12 protein-coding genes and 1 riboswitch are annotated in these 15,893 nt (G+C 73.0%); of the genes, 3 read left to right on the top strand and 9 right to left on the bottom strand.

Going from position 1 to position 15,893, the window contains the following annotated elements; all coding sequences use genetic code 11:
- Positions 1–31: 31 nt before the first annotated feature.
- Complete coding sequence (locus ACFWU3_RS01945) at positions 32–757, top strand: ZIP family metal transporter (RefSeq protein WP_313947093.1); 726 nt, start codon at positions 32–34, stop codon at positions 755–757.
- A gap of 29 nt (positions 758–786) precedes the next feature.
- On the opposite strand, the gene cobI is transcribed toward ACFWU3_RS01945, so the two are convergent.
- From cobI to ACFWU3_RS01900, 9 genes are all read right to left on the bottom strand, one after another.
- Positions 787–1,515: a precorrin-2 C(20)-methyltransferase gene (cobI, locus tag ACFWU3_RS01940; protein WP_313947094.1), complete on the bottom strand. Its 729-nt coding sequence runs from the start codon at positions 1,513–1,515 to the stop codon at positions 787–789.
- On the bottom strand, positions 1,512–2,960 hold the full coding sequence (locus ACFWU3_RS01935) for a cobyrinate a,c-diamide synthase (RefSeq protein WP_384429700.1): 1,449 nt from the start codon (positions 2,958–2,960) through the stop codon (positions 1,512–1,514). The genes cobI and ACFWU3_RS01935 overlap by 4 nt, the downstream gene beginning before the upstream one ends.
- Complete coding sequence (gene cobO / locus ACFWU3_RS01930) at positions 2,954–3,553, bottom strand: cob(I)yrinic acid a,c-diamide adenosyltransferase (RefSeq protein WP_384429697.1); 600 nt, start codon at positions 3,551–3,553, stop codon at positions 2,954–2,956. Before cobO ends, ACFWU3_RS01935 begins: the two co-directional genes overlap by 7 nt.
- Positions 3,553–5,592: a putative cobaltochelatase gene (locus tag ACFWU3_RS01925; RefSeq protein WP_384429694.1), complete on the bottom strand. Its 2,040-nt coding sequence runs from the start codon at positions 5,590–5,592 to the stop codon at positions 3,553–3,555. Before ACFWU3_RS01925 ends, cobO begins: the two co-directional genes overlap by 1 nt.
- Before the next feature lie 64 nt (positions 5,593–5,656).
- Positions 5,657–9,343, bottom strand: coding sequence for a cobaltochelatase subunit CobN (gene cobN, locus ACFWU3_RS01920; protein WP_384429691.1), 3,687 nt, complete (start codon positions 9,341–9,343; stop codon positions 5,657–5,659).
- Complete coding sequence (locus tag ACFWU3_RS01915) at positions 9,340–10,857, bottom strand: cobyric acid synthase (protein ID WP_384429688.1); 1,518 nt, start codon at positions 10,855–10,857, stop codon at positions 9,340–9,342. Before ACFWU3_RS01915 ends, cobN begins: the two co-directional genes overlap by 4 nt.
- Positions 10,854–11,819 carry a cobalamin biosynthesis protein gene (locus tag ACFWU3_RS01910; protein ID WP_384429685.1) on the bottom strand — a complete coding sequence of 322 codons (966 nt, stop codon included), beginning with the start codon at positions 11,817–11,819 and terminating at the stop codon, positions 10,854–10,856. The genes ACFWU3_RS01915 and ACFWU3_RS01910 overlap by 4 nt, the downstream gene beginning before the upstream one ends.
- Before the next feature lie 117 nt (positions 11,820–11,936).
- Positions 11,937–12,078: riboswitch (cobalamin riboswitch) on the bottom strand.
- A 118-nt stretch (positions 12,079–12,196) separates the two neighbouring features.
- Positions 12,197–12,418 (bottom strand): hypothetical protein, encoded by a 222-nt coding sequence (locus ACFWU3_RS01905; protein WP_384429682.1) that lies wholly within the window; start codon positions 12,416–12,418, stop codon positions 12,197–12,199.
- 13 nt (positions 12,419–12,431) lie between these two features.
- Positions 12,432–13,682, bottom strand: coding sequence for an anion permease (locus ACFWU3_RS01900; protein ID WP_384429679.1), 1,251 nt, complete (start codon positions 13,680–13,682; stop codon positions 12,432–12,434).
- Between the two features lie 257 nt (positions 13,683–13,939).
- Between ACFWU3_RS01900 and ACFWU3_RS01895 the strand changes: the two genes are divergently transcribed.
- The gene (locus ACFWU3_RS01895; RefSeq protein WP_384429677.1) at positions 13,940–14,602 is read left to right on the top strand and encodes a class II aldolase/adducin family protein; all 663 of its coding nucleotides are present in this window, start codon (positions 13,940–13,942) and stop codon (positions 14,600–14,602) included.
- Positions 14,603–14,657: 55 nt separating this feature from the next.
- On the top strand, positions 14,658–15,785 hold the full coding sequence (locus ACFWU3_RS01890; protein ID WP_384429673.1) for an alpha/beta hydrolase family protein: 1,128 nt from the start codon (positions 14,658–14,660) through the stop codon (positions 15,783–15,785).
- Positions 15,786–15,893 lie beyond the last annotated feature (108 nt).

Genomic DNA, 15,893 nt, shown 5'->3' with positions numbered 1-15,893 from the left:
AAGAAGGCGGTCAATCCGCTAGCAAGGGCGCATGGCGGTGTTCGTCGCGCTCGGCGCGTTCCTGATGACGCTGTTCGGCGGCTGGACGGCGCAACGCGTCACCGACCGCCGCCACCTCGTGCTGGGTCTCGCCGGAGGGCTGATGCTCGGCGTGGTCGGCCTGGACCTGCTGCCGGAGGCCCTGGAGGCGGCGGGGCACGAGGTGTTCGGCGTACCGCAGGCGTTGCTGCTGTTCGTCGGCGGCTTCCTCACGGCCCACCTGGTGGAGCGTCTGCTGGCGAGCAGGCAGGCGGCGCACGGGGCGGACGAGCGGGAGAAGGTCCCGCAGGTGGGGCTGACGGCCGCGGCGGCGCTGGTGGGCCACAGCCTGCTGGACGGTGTCGCGATCGGCGCGGCGTTCCAGGTCGGCGGGGCGATGGGCACCACCGTGGCGCTCGCCGTCATCGCCCACGACTTCGCGGACGGCTTCAACACGTACACGATCACCAGCCTGTACGGGAACACCCGGGCCAAGGCCGTCGCGATGCTCTTCGCGGGAGCGCTCGCGCCCGTCGTCGGCGCGGCGTCGACCCTGCTGTTCACCCTTCCGGTGGAACTTCTCGGCAGCTATCTCGGGTTCTTCGGCGGCGCCCTGCTCTACCTCGCCGCCGCCGAGATCCTCCCCGAGGCACACCACACCCACCCGGCCAGATCGACCCTGCTGTGCACGGCCGCGGGGGTCGGCTTCATCTGGCTGGTGGTGGGCATCGCCGAGTGACGAGGCGCGTGTACGCGTCGGACGCGGGGTCACAACTTGCCGCCCCGGGCGCCGTCCCGCGGTGCGGGGGCGATGAGCGTCGACAGATAGGGCAGCGGTCCCTCCGTCAGCTCGGACGCCTGCCGGATCGACTCCTCCGGCAGCCCGAGCGCCGACCCCCACACCGCTCCCTCGGTCCGGCCCGTCTCCCGCAGCGCGGTCGCCACCTCCGCGGCGAGCCGCCCGAACTTGTACGCCACGACCGTCCCCGGCCCGTCGAGGGCGTCCTTGAGCACGGCGGCGCCCGCGGTGACCGGCACCAGGGTCAGCGGCTCCGTGCCCTCGGTCAGCACCGCGCCGCTGCGGGCCGCCAGATCCTGCATCGCGGTGATGCCGGGCACCGTCTCCACGGCCGTACCGGGCACGAGTTCGCCGATGGTGTGCGCGAGATAGGTGAACGTCGAGTACACGTTGGGGTCACCGATCGTCGCGAACGCCACGCTGCCGCCGTCCCGCAGCAGTTCGGCGACGTGCGCGCCCGCCGCGTCCCACGCGGCCTCGCGCCGGGCCCGGTCGGTGCGCTCGTTGAGCGCGAAGACGATGCGCACGACCTTGGCGGCGTCGACGTAGTGCAGCACGGTCGCCTCGGCGCGCCCTCGCTCGCCCGTCTCCATGACGGGCACGACGACGACATCGGCCTCCCGCAGGACGCGTACGCCCTTGACGGTCACCAACTCCGGGTCACCGGGCCCGACTCCGACCCCGATCAGCCTGCTCATCGTGTACACCTCTCGACAAATCGACGGGCGATCCCGGGCTCGGCGGCCCAGTGCGTGTGCAGATAGCTCGCGTGCACGCCCTGCTGGACGAAACCTTCGAGCCGGCGTTCCGGCCGGTGCATCCCCCAGGCGGCGGCGGGCCCGGCGCCCGGTTCGACGGTGGTGCGGTGGAACTCGTGCCCCCGCAGACGTGTCCCGGCGACGGCCAGAGCGCTGTCGCTCACGGCGACGGCGTCGCGGTATCCGAGGGTCAGCGCCGCACCCATCCGCGTCTCCGCGTCCAGCACACCGCACATCTTCTGTCCGTCCAGGGAGCGCGACAGATACAACAGCCCGGCGCATTCGGCCGCGACGGGCGCACCGGAGCGCGCCAGTTCGCCGACCGCCTGACGCAGCGGCTCGTTGGCGCTGAGCTCGGGCGCGTACACCTCGGGGAACCCGCCGCCGATGACGAGCCCGTCGGTCCCGTCGGGGAGCCGTGTGTCCCGCAGCGGGTCGAAGACGGTGACGTCGGCGCCGGCGGCGGTGAGGAGTTCGGCGTGCTCGGTGTACGAGAAGGTGAAGGCCGGGCCGCCCGCGACGGCGACGACGGGTCTGCGCCGGGGCTGTTCCCCGCCCTGCCCCTTCCCGTCGCCGTGGGCTCCGCTCCCGGACCCCCGCGCCTCGATCGTCCGCGGGGCTGGTGCATCCAGGCCGTCCGGCGATGGAGGACACGGCCGGAGGCCGGACGCGGTCCACGGCTCACCCCCGAGGTCCGACGCACCGCGTGCCAGCGCGAGCAGCGCGGCCAGGTCGCAGCCGCGCCGTACCAGCTCACCCATCGCGGCCACCGCGGCGACCGCGTCCCCCCGCCGCTCGGCCACCGGCACCAGCCCCAGATGCCGGGACGGCGTCTCCACGGGAACCGCCCGCCGCAGCACGCCGAGCACCGGCACCCCCACCTCCTCGACGGCCTCCCGCAGCAGCGCCTCGTGCCGGTCCGAGCCGACCTTGTTGAGGATCACGCCCCCGATCCGCACCTCCGGGTCCCAGCTCACGAACCCGTGCACCAGCGCGGCCACCGACCGCGACTGCGAGGAGGCGTCGACCACGAGCACCACCGGCGCCCGCAGCAGCTTGGCGATCTGCGCGGTCGACGCCAGTTCGCCGGCGCCGGCGGCTCCGTCGTACAGGCCCATCACACCCTCGACGACGGCGACGTCCGCCCCGGCCGCGCCGTGCGCGAACAGCGGTGCCATCAGCTCCGGCCCGCACAGGTAGGCATCCAGATTGCGGCCCGGGCGGCCCGTCGCGAGCGCGTGATAGCCCGGGTCGATGTAGTCGGGGCCCACCTTGTGTCCGGACACCGTGAGGCCCGTCGCCGCGAGGGCCGCCATCAGGCCCGTCGCGACGGTGGTCTTGCCGCTGCCCGACGAGGGGGCCGCGACGACGAGACGTGCTACCACTCGATGCCCCGCTGCCCCTTCTGGCCGGCGTCCATCGGATGCTTCACCTTCGACATGTCGGTCACCAGATCGGCGAAGTCCACCAGCTCCGCGGGGGCGTTGCGGCCCGTGATCACCACATGCTGACCACCGGGTCGGTCCCGCAGCACCGAGATCACCTCGTCGGTGTCCACCCAGCCCCAGTGCATCGGGTAGGCGAACTCGTCGAGGACGTACAGCCGGTACGTCTCGGCCGCCAGGTCACGCTTGACCTGCTCCCAGCCCTCGCGCGCCGCCTCCTCGTTGTCGAGCTGTTTGTCGCGCTGCACCCACGACCAGCCCTCGCCCATCTTGTGCCAGTCCACGCTGCCGCCCTCGCCGGACGCCCCCAGCACCTTCAGCGCGTTCTCCTCGCCGACCTTCCACTTCGCCGACTTGACGAACTGGAACACCCCGATGGGCCATCCCTGGTTCCAGGCGCGCAGCGCGAGCCCGAACGCGGCCGTCGACTTGCCCTTGCCGATGCCCGTGTGGACGACGACGAGGGGACGGTTGCGGCGCTGGCGGGTGGTGAGCCCGTCGTCCGGTACGACGGACGGCTGTCCCTGCGGCATTACGCTGCCCTCCTGGCGGTCTGGACGTCCTTCACGAGCCCGGCGATGGCGTCGGCCCGCAGCTCGTCGAGCGTGACGGCGGTGCCGCCGAGGTCACCGGCGAGCGAGCGTGCGAGCCCGAGCCGCACCGGACCCGACTCGCAGTCGACGACGATCGCCGCCGTCCCCTCGGCCGCGTGCAGCCGCGCGGCCCGCGAGGCGAGCGCCACCGGCTCGACCCCGCCCGTCGCCCGGCCGTCGGTCACCACGACCAGCAGCGGCCGGCGCGAGGGATCACGCAGCCGCTCCACCCGCAGCACATGCTGCGCCTTGAGCAGTCCGGCGGCCAGCGGCGTCCTGCCGCCCGTCGGCAGCAGATCGAGCCGGGCGGCGGCCGCGTCCACCGACGAGGTCGGCGGCAGGGCCACCTCCGCGTCCTTGCCGCGGAACGTCACCAGACCGACCTTGTCCCGCCGCTGGTAGGCGTCCAGCAGCAGCGACAGCACCGCGCCTTTGACCGCGGTCATCCGCTGCCGCGCAGCCATCGACCCCGAGGCGTCGACCACGAACAGCACGAGGTTGCCCTCGCGTCCCTCCCGGGTCGCCTGCCGCAGATCGTCGCGGCGGACCACCAGACCACGGCCGCTGCGCCCGCGTGCCCGCTGGTGCGGGGCCGCGGCCTGCACGGTCGCCGCCAGATGCAGCTTGGTGAGGGCGCCACGGGGCCGCCGGGCGCCGGTCGTCCGGCCGTGCTCGGTCCGGGCGCGCGACCGGCGGCCCGCCGCGCCCTCGCCGATCCCGGGCACGCTCAGCGCCTTGGTGCGGAACGGCTCCCCGGCGCGTACCGGCTGCTGCTCGCCGCCGCCCGACGACCGGGGACGGCCCTCCTCGGCCTGTTCCTCGCGCGCCGAAGAGTCCTCCGCCGATGCGTCCCCCGGCGACGGCGCGTCGTCGGGCCCGTCCTGCGGAGGACGGCCACCGCCCCCTCCGTCCGGGTCGGGATCGGGGTCGTCGTCCTCGCCCCGCTCGGCCTCGCTCCGGTCCTCGTCGCCGCCGAACTCCTGGAGCGTGTCGTCGAGTTTGTCCTCGTCGAGGCCGGGCGCGTCGAACGGATTGCGCCGCCGCCGGTGGGGGAGTGCCAGCAGAGCGGCCTGCCGTACGTCCTCCGCCAGGACGTCGGTGCGCCCGGCCCAGGCGGCCAGCGCGGTCGCCGTGCGGGCCATCACGATGTCGGCGCGCATACCGTCCACCTCGAACGCCGCGCAGGTGGCCGCGATCTGCCGCAGCGCCGCGTCACCGAGACGGACCGAGGGCAGGAGCGCCCGCGCCGCCACGATCCGGGCACGCAGCGAGGTCTCCTCGTCGGCCCACCGTGCCGCGAAGCCGGCCGGATCGTCGTCGTACGCCAGGCGCCGACGCACCACCTCGACCCGTTGGTCCGGCTCGCGCGACGCGGCGACCTCGACGGTGAGCCCGAAGCGGTCCAGCAACTGCGGCCGCAGCTCGCCCTCTTCGGGGTTCATGGTCCCGACGAGCAGGAAGCGCGCGGCGTGCCGTACCGAGACGCCCTCACGCTCGACGTACGAGGCACCCATCGCCGCCGCGTCCAGCAGCAGATCGACCAAGTGGTCGTGCAGCAGGTTGACTTCGTCGACGTACAGGATGCCGCGGTGCGCGTCCGCGAGGAGGCCGGGCTCGAAGGCCTTCACACCCTCGGCCAGCGCCCGCTCGATGTCGAGCGCGCCGACGAGCCGGTCCTCGGAGGCACCGACGGGCAGTTCGACCATCCAGGCCGGCCGTGAGCCGGCGCCGCCCGCCTCGTGCGGCCCGTCCGGGCACGCCGGGTCGGGGGCCGCGGGATCGCAGGAGAACCGGCACCCGGCGACGACGTCCACCTCGGGCATCAGGGCGGACAGCGCGCGTACCGCGGTGGACTTGGCGGTGCCCTTCTCGCCCCGCACCAGCACGCCGCCGACCTGCGGGGACACCGCGTTGAGCAGCAGCGCCAGGCGCAGGTCGTCCTGCCCGACCACGGCGGTGAAGGGGAACGGGGTACTCATACAAGCTCCTCGGTGGTCTTCGGCCTCGGCGGAGGTGCGGTGTCAGGGGCGGTGGCGCGGCCGTTCACTCGTCGCCCTCCAACTGGCCCTCGAGCTCCAGATACGTCGCGCGCAGCCGTTCCAGCGTCTCCGCGTCCGGCTCCGCCCACAGTCCGCGCTCGGCCGCCTCCAGCAGCCGCTCGGAAATCCCGCGCAGCGCCCAGGGGTTGGACTTCTGCATGAACTCCCGGTTCTCCGGGTCGAAGACGTACTCCGCCGACAACTTCTCGTACATCCAGTCGTCGACGACCCCGGCCGTGGCGTCGTACCCGAACAGGTAGTCCACCGTCGCGGCCATCTCGAACGCGCCCTTGTAGCCGTGCCGCCGCATCGCCGCCATCCAGCGCGGGTTGACCACCCGCGCCCGGAACACGCGGTGCGTCTCCTCGCCCAGCGTCCGGGTCTTCACCTGGTCCGGGGTGGCCGAGTCTCCGACGTACGCCTCGGGCGAGGTGCCCGTCAGATGGCGCACCATCGCCACCATGCCGCCGTGGTACTGGAAGTAGTCGTCCGCGTCGACGAGATCGTGCTCACGGGTGTCGACGTTCTTCGCGGCGACCGCGATCCGGCGGAACGCCGTCTCCATGTCACCGCGCGCCGCACGACCGTCGAGCTCCCGCCCGTAGGCGTAACCGCCCCACACCGCGTACACCTCGGCCAGGTCGGCGTCGCTGCGCCAGTTGCGCGCGTCGATCAGCGGCAGCAGACCCGCGCCGTACGCGCCCGGCTTGGAGCCGAAGATGCGAGCGGTCGCGCGCCGCCGGTCGCCGTGCGCGGCCGTGTCCTCGTCGGCGTGCGCCCGTACGAAGTTGGCCTCGCCCGGCTCGTCCAGCTCGGCCACCGTCCGCACCGCGTCGTCGATGAGCCCCACCACGTGCGGGAACGCGTCCCGGAAGAAGCCGGAGATGCGCACGGTCACGTCGATGCGCGGCCGTCCCAGCTCTTGGAGCGGCACGACGTCGAAGCCGGTCACCCGGCGGGAGGCGTCGTCCCACACCGGGCGGCAGCCCAGCAGCGCGAGGATCTCGGCGATGTCGTCGCCCTGGGTGCGCATCGCCGAGGTGCCCCAGACCGTGAGGCCGACGGACCGCGGGTAGTCGCCGGTGTCCGCCAGATAGCGGGCCACCAGCGAGTCGGCGAGCGACTGGCCGACCTCCCAGGACAGCCGCGAGGGGATGGCCTTGGGATCGACCGAGTAGAAGTTCCGTCCGGTCGGCAGCACATTGACCAGGCCGCGCGTCGGGGAGCCCGACGGGCCCGCCGGGACGTAGCCGCCGTTCAGCGCCCGCAGGATGTTGCCGATCTCGTCCGTCGTCCGGGCGAGCCGCGGCACGACCTCCGTGCAGGCGAACCCCAGTACGGCCACCGCCTCGGGCAGTTCGGTGCCCAGCACCTCGCGCACCAGCCCGGCGGCGTCCGCGATGTCCCAGCCGCGCGCCTCCATGCCCTCCGCGAGCCGCCGGCACAGCTGCTCCAGCAGGTCGATCGCGTCCGCGCCCGTCCTGGCCGGTCCCTCGACCAACTCGGTGAGCTCGACGGGCACCTTCACCGGCGCGCCGGGCTCGCCCAGCAACTCCTTCTCCACCAGCCCGAAGTGCTCGGCGAGGGCGGCCCGCAGCCCCGGCAGGGCGTTGGCGTTGCCGCCCCACACCTGGGAGGCGCGCAGCACGGCCAGGACGAGGTTGACCCGCGCCTCCGCCTCGGGGCCGCCGCCCAGGATGTGCAGTCCGTCGCGGATCTGGACGTCCTTGATCTCGCACAGATAGCCGTCGATGTGCATGACGAACGAGTCGAAGTCGTCGTCGCCGGGCTGCTCGTCGACATGCAGGTCGTGGTGCAGCTCGGCGGCCTTCACCAGCGTCCAGATCTGCGCCCGTACCGCCGGGGCCTTCGTCGGGTCGAGATCGCTGACGAGCGCGTACTCGTCGAGCAGCTGCTCCAGTTTGGCCAGGTCGCCGTAGGTGTCGGCGCGCGCCATCGGCGGCACCAGATGGTCCACGACGGTCGCGTGGCCGCGGCGCTTGGCCTGGGTGCCCTCGCCGGGGTCGTTGACGATGAAGGGGTAGACGAGCGGCAGTTCACCGAGCACCGCGTCGGGGCCACAGCCCGCGGACAGTCCGAGGCCCTTGCCCGGCAGCCACTCCATGGTCCCGTGCTTGCCCATGTGCACGACCGCGTCGGCGCCGAACGACTCCTCCAGCCACCGGTAGGCCGCCATGTAGTGGTGCGAGGGCGGCATGTCCGGGTCGTGGTAGATCGCGATCGGGTTCTCGCCGAAGCCGCGCGGCGGCTGGATCATCACGACGACGTTCCCGAACTGCAGGGACGCCAGCACGATGTCGTCGCCGTCCACGTACAGCGAGCCGGGCGGCTCGCCCCAGTGCTCCATCATGCTCTCGCGCAGCGAGGGCTCCAGTTTGTCGAACCAGCTGCGGTAGTCCGCGAGCGGCACCCGCGCAGGGGCGGCGGCCAGCTGCTCCTCGGTCAGCCACTCCACGTCGTGGCCACCGGCGTTGATGAGCCGGTGGATCAGCTCGTCGCCGTCGTCGGGGTGGCCGTCGACCCGGTAGCCCGCGTCCCGCAGGGCGTCGAGGACCCGCACCGCGGACGCCGGGGTGTCCAGACCGACGGCGTTGCCGACCCGGGAGTGCTTCGTCGGGTAGGCGGTGAAGACGACCGCGAGCTTCTTCTCGGCGTTCGGCTTGTGCTTCAACCGCGCGTGACGCACGGCGATTCCGGCGACCCGCGCGGCCCGCTCGGGGTCGGCCACGTACACCGGTACGTCGTCGGGCCCCTGTTCCTTGAAGGAGAACGGCACGGTGATGAGCCGGCCGTCGAACTCGGGGATCGCCACCTGCATCGCCGCGTCCATCGGGGACAGGGCCGCGTCCGACTCCTCCCAGGCGGCGCGGGACGAGGTCAGGCACAGTCCCTGGAGCACGGGAACGTCGAGATCGGCGAGCGCCCCGATGTCCCAGGCCTCGTCGTCGCCGCCCGCACTGGCGTCACTGGCGCGGGTGCCGCCGGCCGCCAGCACGGTCGCGACCAGGGCGTCCGCGCGGCCGAGCAGCTCGTACAGCTCCGCGTCGGCTCCCCGCAGCGAACCGCAGTACACGGGCAGCGCGTTGGCGCCGCGCGCCTCGATCCGGTCGCAGAGTGTGTCGACGAATCCGGTGTTCCCGGAGAGTTCGTGGGCGCGGTAGAAGAGCACACCGACCGTCGGCCTGCCCTCGACGAGAGCGCGGTCGCCGTGCAGACCCCATTCGGGCATCTTCCGCGGCTCGGCACTGTGCCTGCTCAGGGTGTCCGCGGCGGGGCCCTGACCGGCCGGCAGCACGTCCTCCGTCAGGAAGCGGGCCAGCTGGACGAGGTTCGCGGGACCGCCCTCGACGAGATACCGCAGGGCCTCCGCGACCGTCCCCGCGTGCACGGTCGACTCGGCCATCAACTCCGCGTCGGGCACGCTCTCGCCGCCCAGCAGCACGGTCGGCAGGCCGGACGCCTTGAGCGCCGCGAGCCCGTCCTCCCAGGCACGCCGGCCGCCCAGCAGCCGTACGACGACGACGGAGACGCCCTCCAGCAGGGCCGGCAGCTCCTCGGCCACGTCGATACGGGTCGGGTTCCCGATCCGGTACGGCGCGCCGGAGGCCCGGGCCGCCAGCAGGTCCGTGTCGGCGGTGGACAGCAACAGCACGGTGGTCTCGGTGCTCATGGCGCTCCAGGTGCGATGAAGGGAAGTCCTGCCGGTGCGCCCGACTCGATGAGGTGGAGCAGCGCACCCGTGTCCGTGTGTTCCTCGATCAGATCGCCGAGGCGGTCGAGCTGTTCCTCGCGCAGCGCGGCGAAGCAGGTGTCCGGTGCGGGGACGAAGCGGCGCCCCGCCTCCCGGGCCACTTCGCGCAGGAAGGCACGGCGGAAGCCGTCGCTCTCCAGCGAGCCGTGCCAGTGGGTGCCCCGGACCGCGCCGACCCGGCAGCCGTCCAGGAAGACGTCGCCGCCGAGGACGTCGGCGACGCCGTGGTGGATCTCGTAGCCCTCGACCGGCTCGCCCAGTGCCTCGCCGACCGGACGGGCGAGGGTCTTCTCGGCCGCGAACCGCACCCGGACGGGCAGCAGTCCGAGCCCGTCGACGGCTCCGGCACGCGACTCGACCTCGTCGTCGATGTGCTCGGCGAGCATCTGGAAGCCGCCGCAGATGCCCAGCACCGGCCGGCCCTCGGCGGCCCGCCGGACGAGGGCGTCCGCGAGCCCCCGCTGTCTGAGCCAGTCCAGCGCCCTGACCGTGCCCCGGGTGCCCGGCACGATCACCAGGTCGGCGTCGACGAGTTCCTCCGCGCGGTCCACGAACCGCACGACGACGCCCGGTTCGGCCGCCAGCGCGTCCACGTCGGTGAAGTTGGACATCAGCGGCACGGCGCAGACCGCGACCCGCAGCACGTCCTCGCCGACGGGCGGGGCGAGCACCGACTCCCGCACCGTGCCGCGCAGCGAGACGCGCAGCCCGTCCTCCTCGTCGATGCCGAGCCCGTGCGCGTAGGGCAGAACGCCGTACGTCCGCCGTCCGGTGAGGCCGTGCAGCATGTCGAGACCTGGCTCCAGCAGGGACACGTCCCCGCGGAACTTGTTGACCAGATAGCCCGCGATCAGCTCCTGGTCGGCCGCGCTCAGCAGTGCCGTCGTACCGAAGAAGGAGGCGAACACCCCGCCGCGGTCGATGTCCCCGACCACCAGCACCGGAAGCCGTGCGGCCCGCGCGATGCCCATGTTCACGATGTCCGTACGCCGCAGATTGATCTCGGCCGGACTGCCCGCCCCCTCGCAGATCACGGCTTCATACGTGCCCCGCAGCTCCTCCAGGCACTCCACGACGGTGCCGAGGAGGGCCTCCTGCCGGCCGCCGTGGTAGCCGCGGGCGCTGAGCTCGCCGACCGGCTTGCCCATCAGCACGACCTGGCTGGAGCGGTCGCTGCCCGGCTTGAGCAGGACCGGGTTCATCAGGGCGCTCGGCTCCACCCGCGCGGCCTGCGCCTGCATGGCCTGCGCGCGGCCGATCTCCGCGCCCTCACGGGTCACGAACGAATTGAGGGACATGTTCTGCCCCTTGAAGGGAGCGACCTTCACGCCCTGGCGTACGAGCCACCGGCAGATCCCGGCCGTGACGACGCTCTTGCCCGCGTCGGACGTGGTGCCCGCGACCAGCAGCCCGCCGCCCTTGCGCCCGCTCATCCCCGCCTCCTTCGTGCGCGCCGGGCGCGCAGTGCCTGACCCGTGACGCGGCCCGCGGCGCAGACCGCCAGCGTCAGAAGGCCGACGCGGCGGGAGAGCCGCACGGCGCGTTCGATGTCGCCGAACTCCACGGCGCGCCCTTCGGCGTTGAGGACCGGCCGGTGCTCGACCCGCCCGCCGTACGAGAGCGTTCCGCCGAGCCGGACGCCCAGCGCCCCCGCGAACGAGGCCTCCACGGGACCGGCGTTGGGGCTGGGGTGCCGTGCCGCGTCGGCGCGCCAGGCGCGGACGGCCCCCCGGCCGTCCGCTCCCGCGAGCGCCGCGAGCCCGGCCGTGAGCCGCGCGCCGGGCCAGCCGGCCACGTCGTCCAGTCGCGCCGAGGCCCACCCGAACCTTCGGTAGCGGGGCGAGAGATGCCCGACCATCGCGTCCAGGGTGTTGACCGCCCGGAATCCCACCAGACCGGGCACGCCCGCCAGGGCACCCCACACCAGGGCGCCGACCACGGCGTCGGAGGTGTTCTCGGCGACGGACTCGACGACGGCCCGCGCGATCTGCTGCTCGTCCAGGCTCTGCGGATCGCGGCCGCACAGATGGGGCAGCCGCTCGCGGGCGAGTTCCACATCGCCGGCGGCGAGCGCCCCGCCGATGGCCCGGGCCTCGCGCCCCAGCGAGGTCCCCCCGACGACCGACCAGGTGGCGGCCGCGGTCAGGGCGACGGAGGCGGCGGAACTGCCCCGCGCCGCGCGCGCGACGAAGGCCGCGGCGGCGGCCGTACCCCCGGCGCAGAGCAGGGTGTGCAGCGCACCCCAGCCGCGGTGGTCACGCCACAGCGCACGCTCGACGGCTCCCGCGGCCCGCCCGAACGCGGCGACCGGATGCCCCCGGCGGGGATCACCGAGAAGCAGGTCGCAGGCCAGGCCGGCGGTGGAGCCGTACACGAACACTCGGTCGGCACGCATGGGTTCAGGCCGCGATCTCGCCTCGGTGCAACCGTGAACTCAGGGCCGTACTCACAGCAGGAACGGAACCGCAGCCGGGCATGGCGATATGTCCTCACTCAGGGTGTCCGCGCCCTGGTTCGACGTGAACGGCGGTGAGAGTTCCTGGCTTCCGGGGACTGCTCCCCGGTGACAGTGGCGGGACCGCGCCGGATTTGCACCGGCTTCCTCTGCTGCCGCCGTAGATGGCCCCGGCAGTCCACCACGCCGCCCGAACTGCGTCAACTTGCCTTTGACCTGCGACGGGACAGTGTGCTGAGCCCCACACCCGAAAGCCGGGCCGGTCACCCCAAAGGGTGCCCGGCCCGGCTTCGGATGCGCGTGATGCCGCTGTGGCGTCAGCTGACGATGAGATAGATCCCGTACGTCACCGCCGCCGCGCAGAGCGCGAAGCACACGTACGCCCCGGTGCGCGCCAGGGCCGCCGATCCCCCCTGCGCGGACGCCGATTTCTGCTTGCTCAGTCCCACCACGCCCAGGGTGAACAGACCCACCAGGGCCACGGTGGCGACGAGGCTCACGCCGAAGACGGAGCCGAGAGCTGCCCAGTCGATGCTCATGCTGTTTCTGTCCTCACACCGCGGCCGTGCGGGCCGGCTCGGATTCGGGGGCCGGAGCCGGGATGGTCGTCTGGATGTCCTGGGCCGGGGCCGGGGTGCCGGCCGGCGGCGGGGTGACGGCCGCGATGGCGGCGGTCACGACACCCGCGGGCTCGCCGTCCACGCTCGTGTCGTTGACGTTGGTGTGGTCGACCACCTGACGGCGGGAGACCAGCCAGATCGCGGCGCAGGAGCCGATCAGGAAGACGACGACGGCCGCCACGCCCCAGTCGCCCTGGCGGGTGACCAACTCCGAGCCCGCCGCCACCAGCGCGGCCGCCGGCAGGGTCAGACCCCAGGCGACGAACATCCGGGTGGCGGTGGACCAGCGGACCACGCCGCCCTTGCGGCCGAGGCCCGCGCCCATCACCGCGCCGGAGCAGGAGTGCGTGGTCGACAGCGAGAAGCCGAGGTTGGAGGAGGCGAGGATGACGCTCGCCGCGCTGGTCTGGGCGGCGAAGCCCTGCTGCGGCTGGAGGTCGGTGAGGCCCTTGCCCATGGTGCGGATGATGCGCCAGCCGCCCAGGTAGGTGCCGAGCGCGATCGCGAGACCGGCGGAGAGGATGACCCACATCGGGGGGTTGGACCCGGGGGAGAGGACGCCACCGGCGACCAGGGCCAGCGTGATGATGCCCATCGTCTTCTGGGCGTCGTTGGTGCCGTGGGCCAGCGAGACGAGGCCGGCCGAGGCGATCTGGCCGGCGCGGTAGCCCTTGGCGGTGGCCTTCTCGTCGGTGTTCCGGCCGATCCTGTAGGTCAGCCGGGAGGCGAGGTAGGCGGCGATGCCCGCGACCAGGGGGGCCGCGATGGCGGGGATCAGCACCTTGGTGACGACGGTGCCGCCGTTGACGCCGCTGACGCCGACCGAGGCGATCGTGGCGCCGACCAGTCCGCCCATGAGGGCGTGCGAGGAGCTGGAGGGCAGGCCGATCAGCCAGGTGAGCAGATTCCAGAGGATGGCGCCGACGAGCGCCGCGAAGATGACTTCTGGGGTGATGCCTGACTCGGTGACGATGCCGCTGGAGATCGTCTTGGCGACCTCCACGGACAGGAACGCGCCGACGAGGTTGAGCACGGCGGACATGGCCACCGCGGTCTTGGGCTTCAGGGCTCCGGTCGAGATGGTCGTCGCCATCGCATTGGCTGTGTCGTGGAAACCGTTCGTGAAATCGAACACGAGAGCTGTCACGATCACGATCGCGAGCAGCAGCGTGATGTGTTCCATTTACCCAGGCAATCTATGGACGTCAGTGGCGAGTGGAACCTAGGAAACCTGAGTGAACGGAAGATGAACTGGGCCGGGCTTTGTGGTGTCTCCAAGTGAGGGTCTGTGACTCCGCTTTCGGTCGGTGGCGCAATCAGGCCCCTCCGCGGCTTCGATCTCCCCGTCTGTGATCTGCGTCACCGCCCCTCCCCGGTCCCTTCCCGGCGTCTCTCCCGGTCCTTCCCCGGTCGCTCGCGGCGGCCTGGCAGGATCGCCGCATGACCGATGCGGAGCGGCAGGAGACGATCGACCGGGCATGGCGCGACCTCGTGGCCACGGCCCGCAGAACGGCCGCGGAGGGCCTCGTCGTCGGCACATCGGGCAATGTCTCGGTACGGGCCGGTGACCTCGTCCTGGTGACCCCGAGCGGAGTGCCCTACGACCGGCTCACCTCCGAGGACACCGTCGCCGTCGACCTCGACGGCCACCAGATCCTCGGCGACCTCAAGCCCACCAGTGAGCTGCCGCTGCATCTGGAGGTCTACCGCGGCACCTCGGCCAGGGCAGTGGTGCACACCCACGCCGTGCACGCCACGGCCGTCTCCACTCTCGTCCCCACGCTGCCGCCGATCCACTACATGACGGCGGCGCTCGGCGGACCCGTACGCGTCGCCCCCTACGCGCTCTACGGCTCGGACGAGCTGGCCGCGGCCATGCGGGCGGCGCTGGAGGACCGCACCGCCTGTCTGCTCCAGAACCACGGCACCATCGCCCACGGCGACACACTCGACCAGGCGTACGACCGCACCGCCCAGCTGGAGTGGATGTGCCGGCTCTGGCTGACCGCCTCCTCGGTGCCCGGCCGCACTCCCACCCTGCTCTCCGGCGCCCAGCTGGCCGAGGTCGGGGAGAAACTCCGGGGCTACGGCCAGGGGCGCTGACACCGGTGGCGTCCGTCCACTGGCAGGCCGGCCCTCCGGTACCGACACTGGAGCAGTGCGCCCGGCTACAGCGACGGCAGCGGCCGTCACCACTCTGATAGGTGCCGGCGCGGCCGCGTTCGCGGCCGGCCGCTACGCCAGCGACGCCGCGCTCAAGGCGCCGCCCGGCCGCCCGCTGCCCGGAGAGCCGAAGCTCACCGTGCACGCCGTGGCCGCCGGCCGGGTCACGCTCACGCGCAGCCTGGCCTCGCGGCGCCCCGGCAGATACGGCCTCGTCGGTCCCGGCATCCACGCCGTCGTCGGCCCGGTGCTCGACGACGTGCCGCACGCGGCCGACACGCTCGTGCGCCGTCTGGAGCGGGTCGCCCTCGGCACGCTCGGCCCGGGCACCAGGGTCCGGATGACGCCGCAGCTGTACCACGGCAGTCCGCGGGAGGCGCTCGACATCGACTGCTCCGAGGTCAGCATCCCCGGCGAACTCGGCCCGCTGCCCGCCTGGTTCGTGCCTGGCGTCCGCGGCACCTGGGTGATCGCCGTGCACGGTCTCGGCACCACCCGCGAACACCCCCTGAACCTGCTGCCGTTCCTCCGGAGCCAGCGCTGCCCGGTGCTCGGGCTCGGCTACCGCGGCGACCCCGACGCGCCCAGGTCCCCCGACGGCCTCAACCACCTCGGCGACTCGGAATGGCGCGACCTCGACGCCGCCATCCGTTTCGCCGTACGCCACGGCGCCGAACAGATCGTCGTCCACGGCTGGTCCACCGGCGCCTCCATGGCCCTGTACGCCGCCGCCAACTCCGGTCTGCGCGACCGGATCAGCGGCCTCGTCCTCGACTCCCCGGTCCTCGACTGGGAAGCCACCCTGCGCGGTCTGGCCTCCGCCCGCCGCACCCCCGCCGTCCTGCTGCCCCTGGCCGTCCGGGCCGCGCAGGGCAGGACGGGCCTGTACGGCGACCGGCTGCGGGACGTCGCAGACCCCCGCGCCCTGACGGTGCCCACCCTGATCTTCCACGGCCCCGACGACACCCTCGCGCCCTGGCAGCGCTCGCGCGACCTCGCGGCCGCCCGTCCCGATCTGGTGAGCCTCCAGACGGTCCGCGAAGCCCCTCACGCGGCCATGTGGAACGCCGACCCGGCCCACTACGAGGAGGCGCTGCGCCGCTTCCTCACGCCCCTCCTGTAGGCGGCTCACCAGGTTCCGTTTGGGCTTTCGGGCCCACAGCGGGAACACTGCTCCCTGTGACGTCCCGAAAGCCTGATGAGCAATTGGCGCGCAACTCCAGACTCCGTC

The sequence above is a fragment of the Streptomyces sp. NPDC058685 genome, assembly GCF_042714725.1.
Lineage (GTDB): Bacteria > Actinomycetota > Actinomycetes > Streptomycetales > Streptomycetaceae > Streptomyces.
This window is presented reverse-complemented; position numbering and strand designations above follow the sequence as displayed.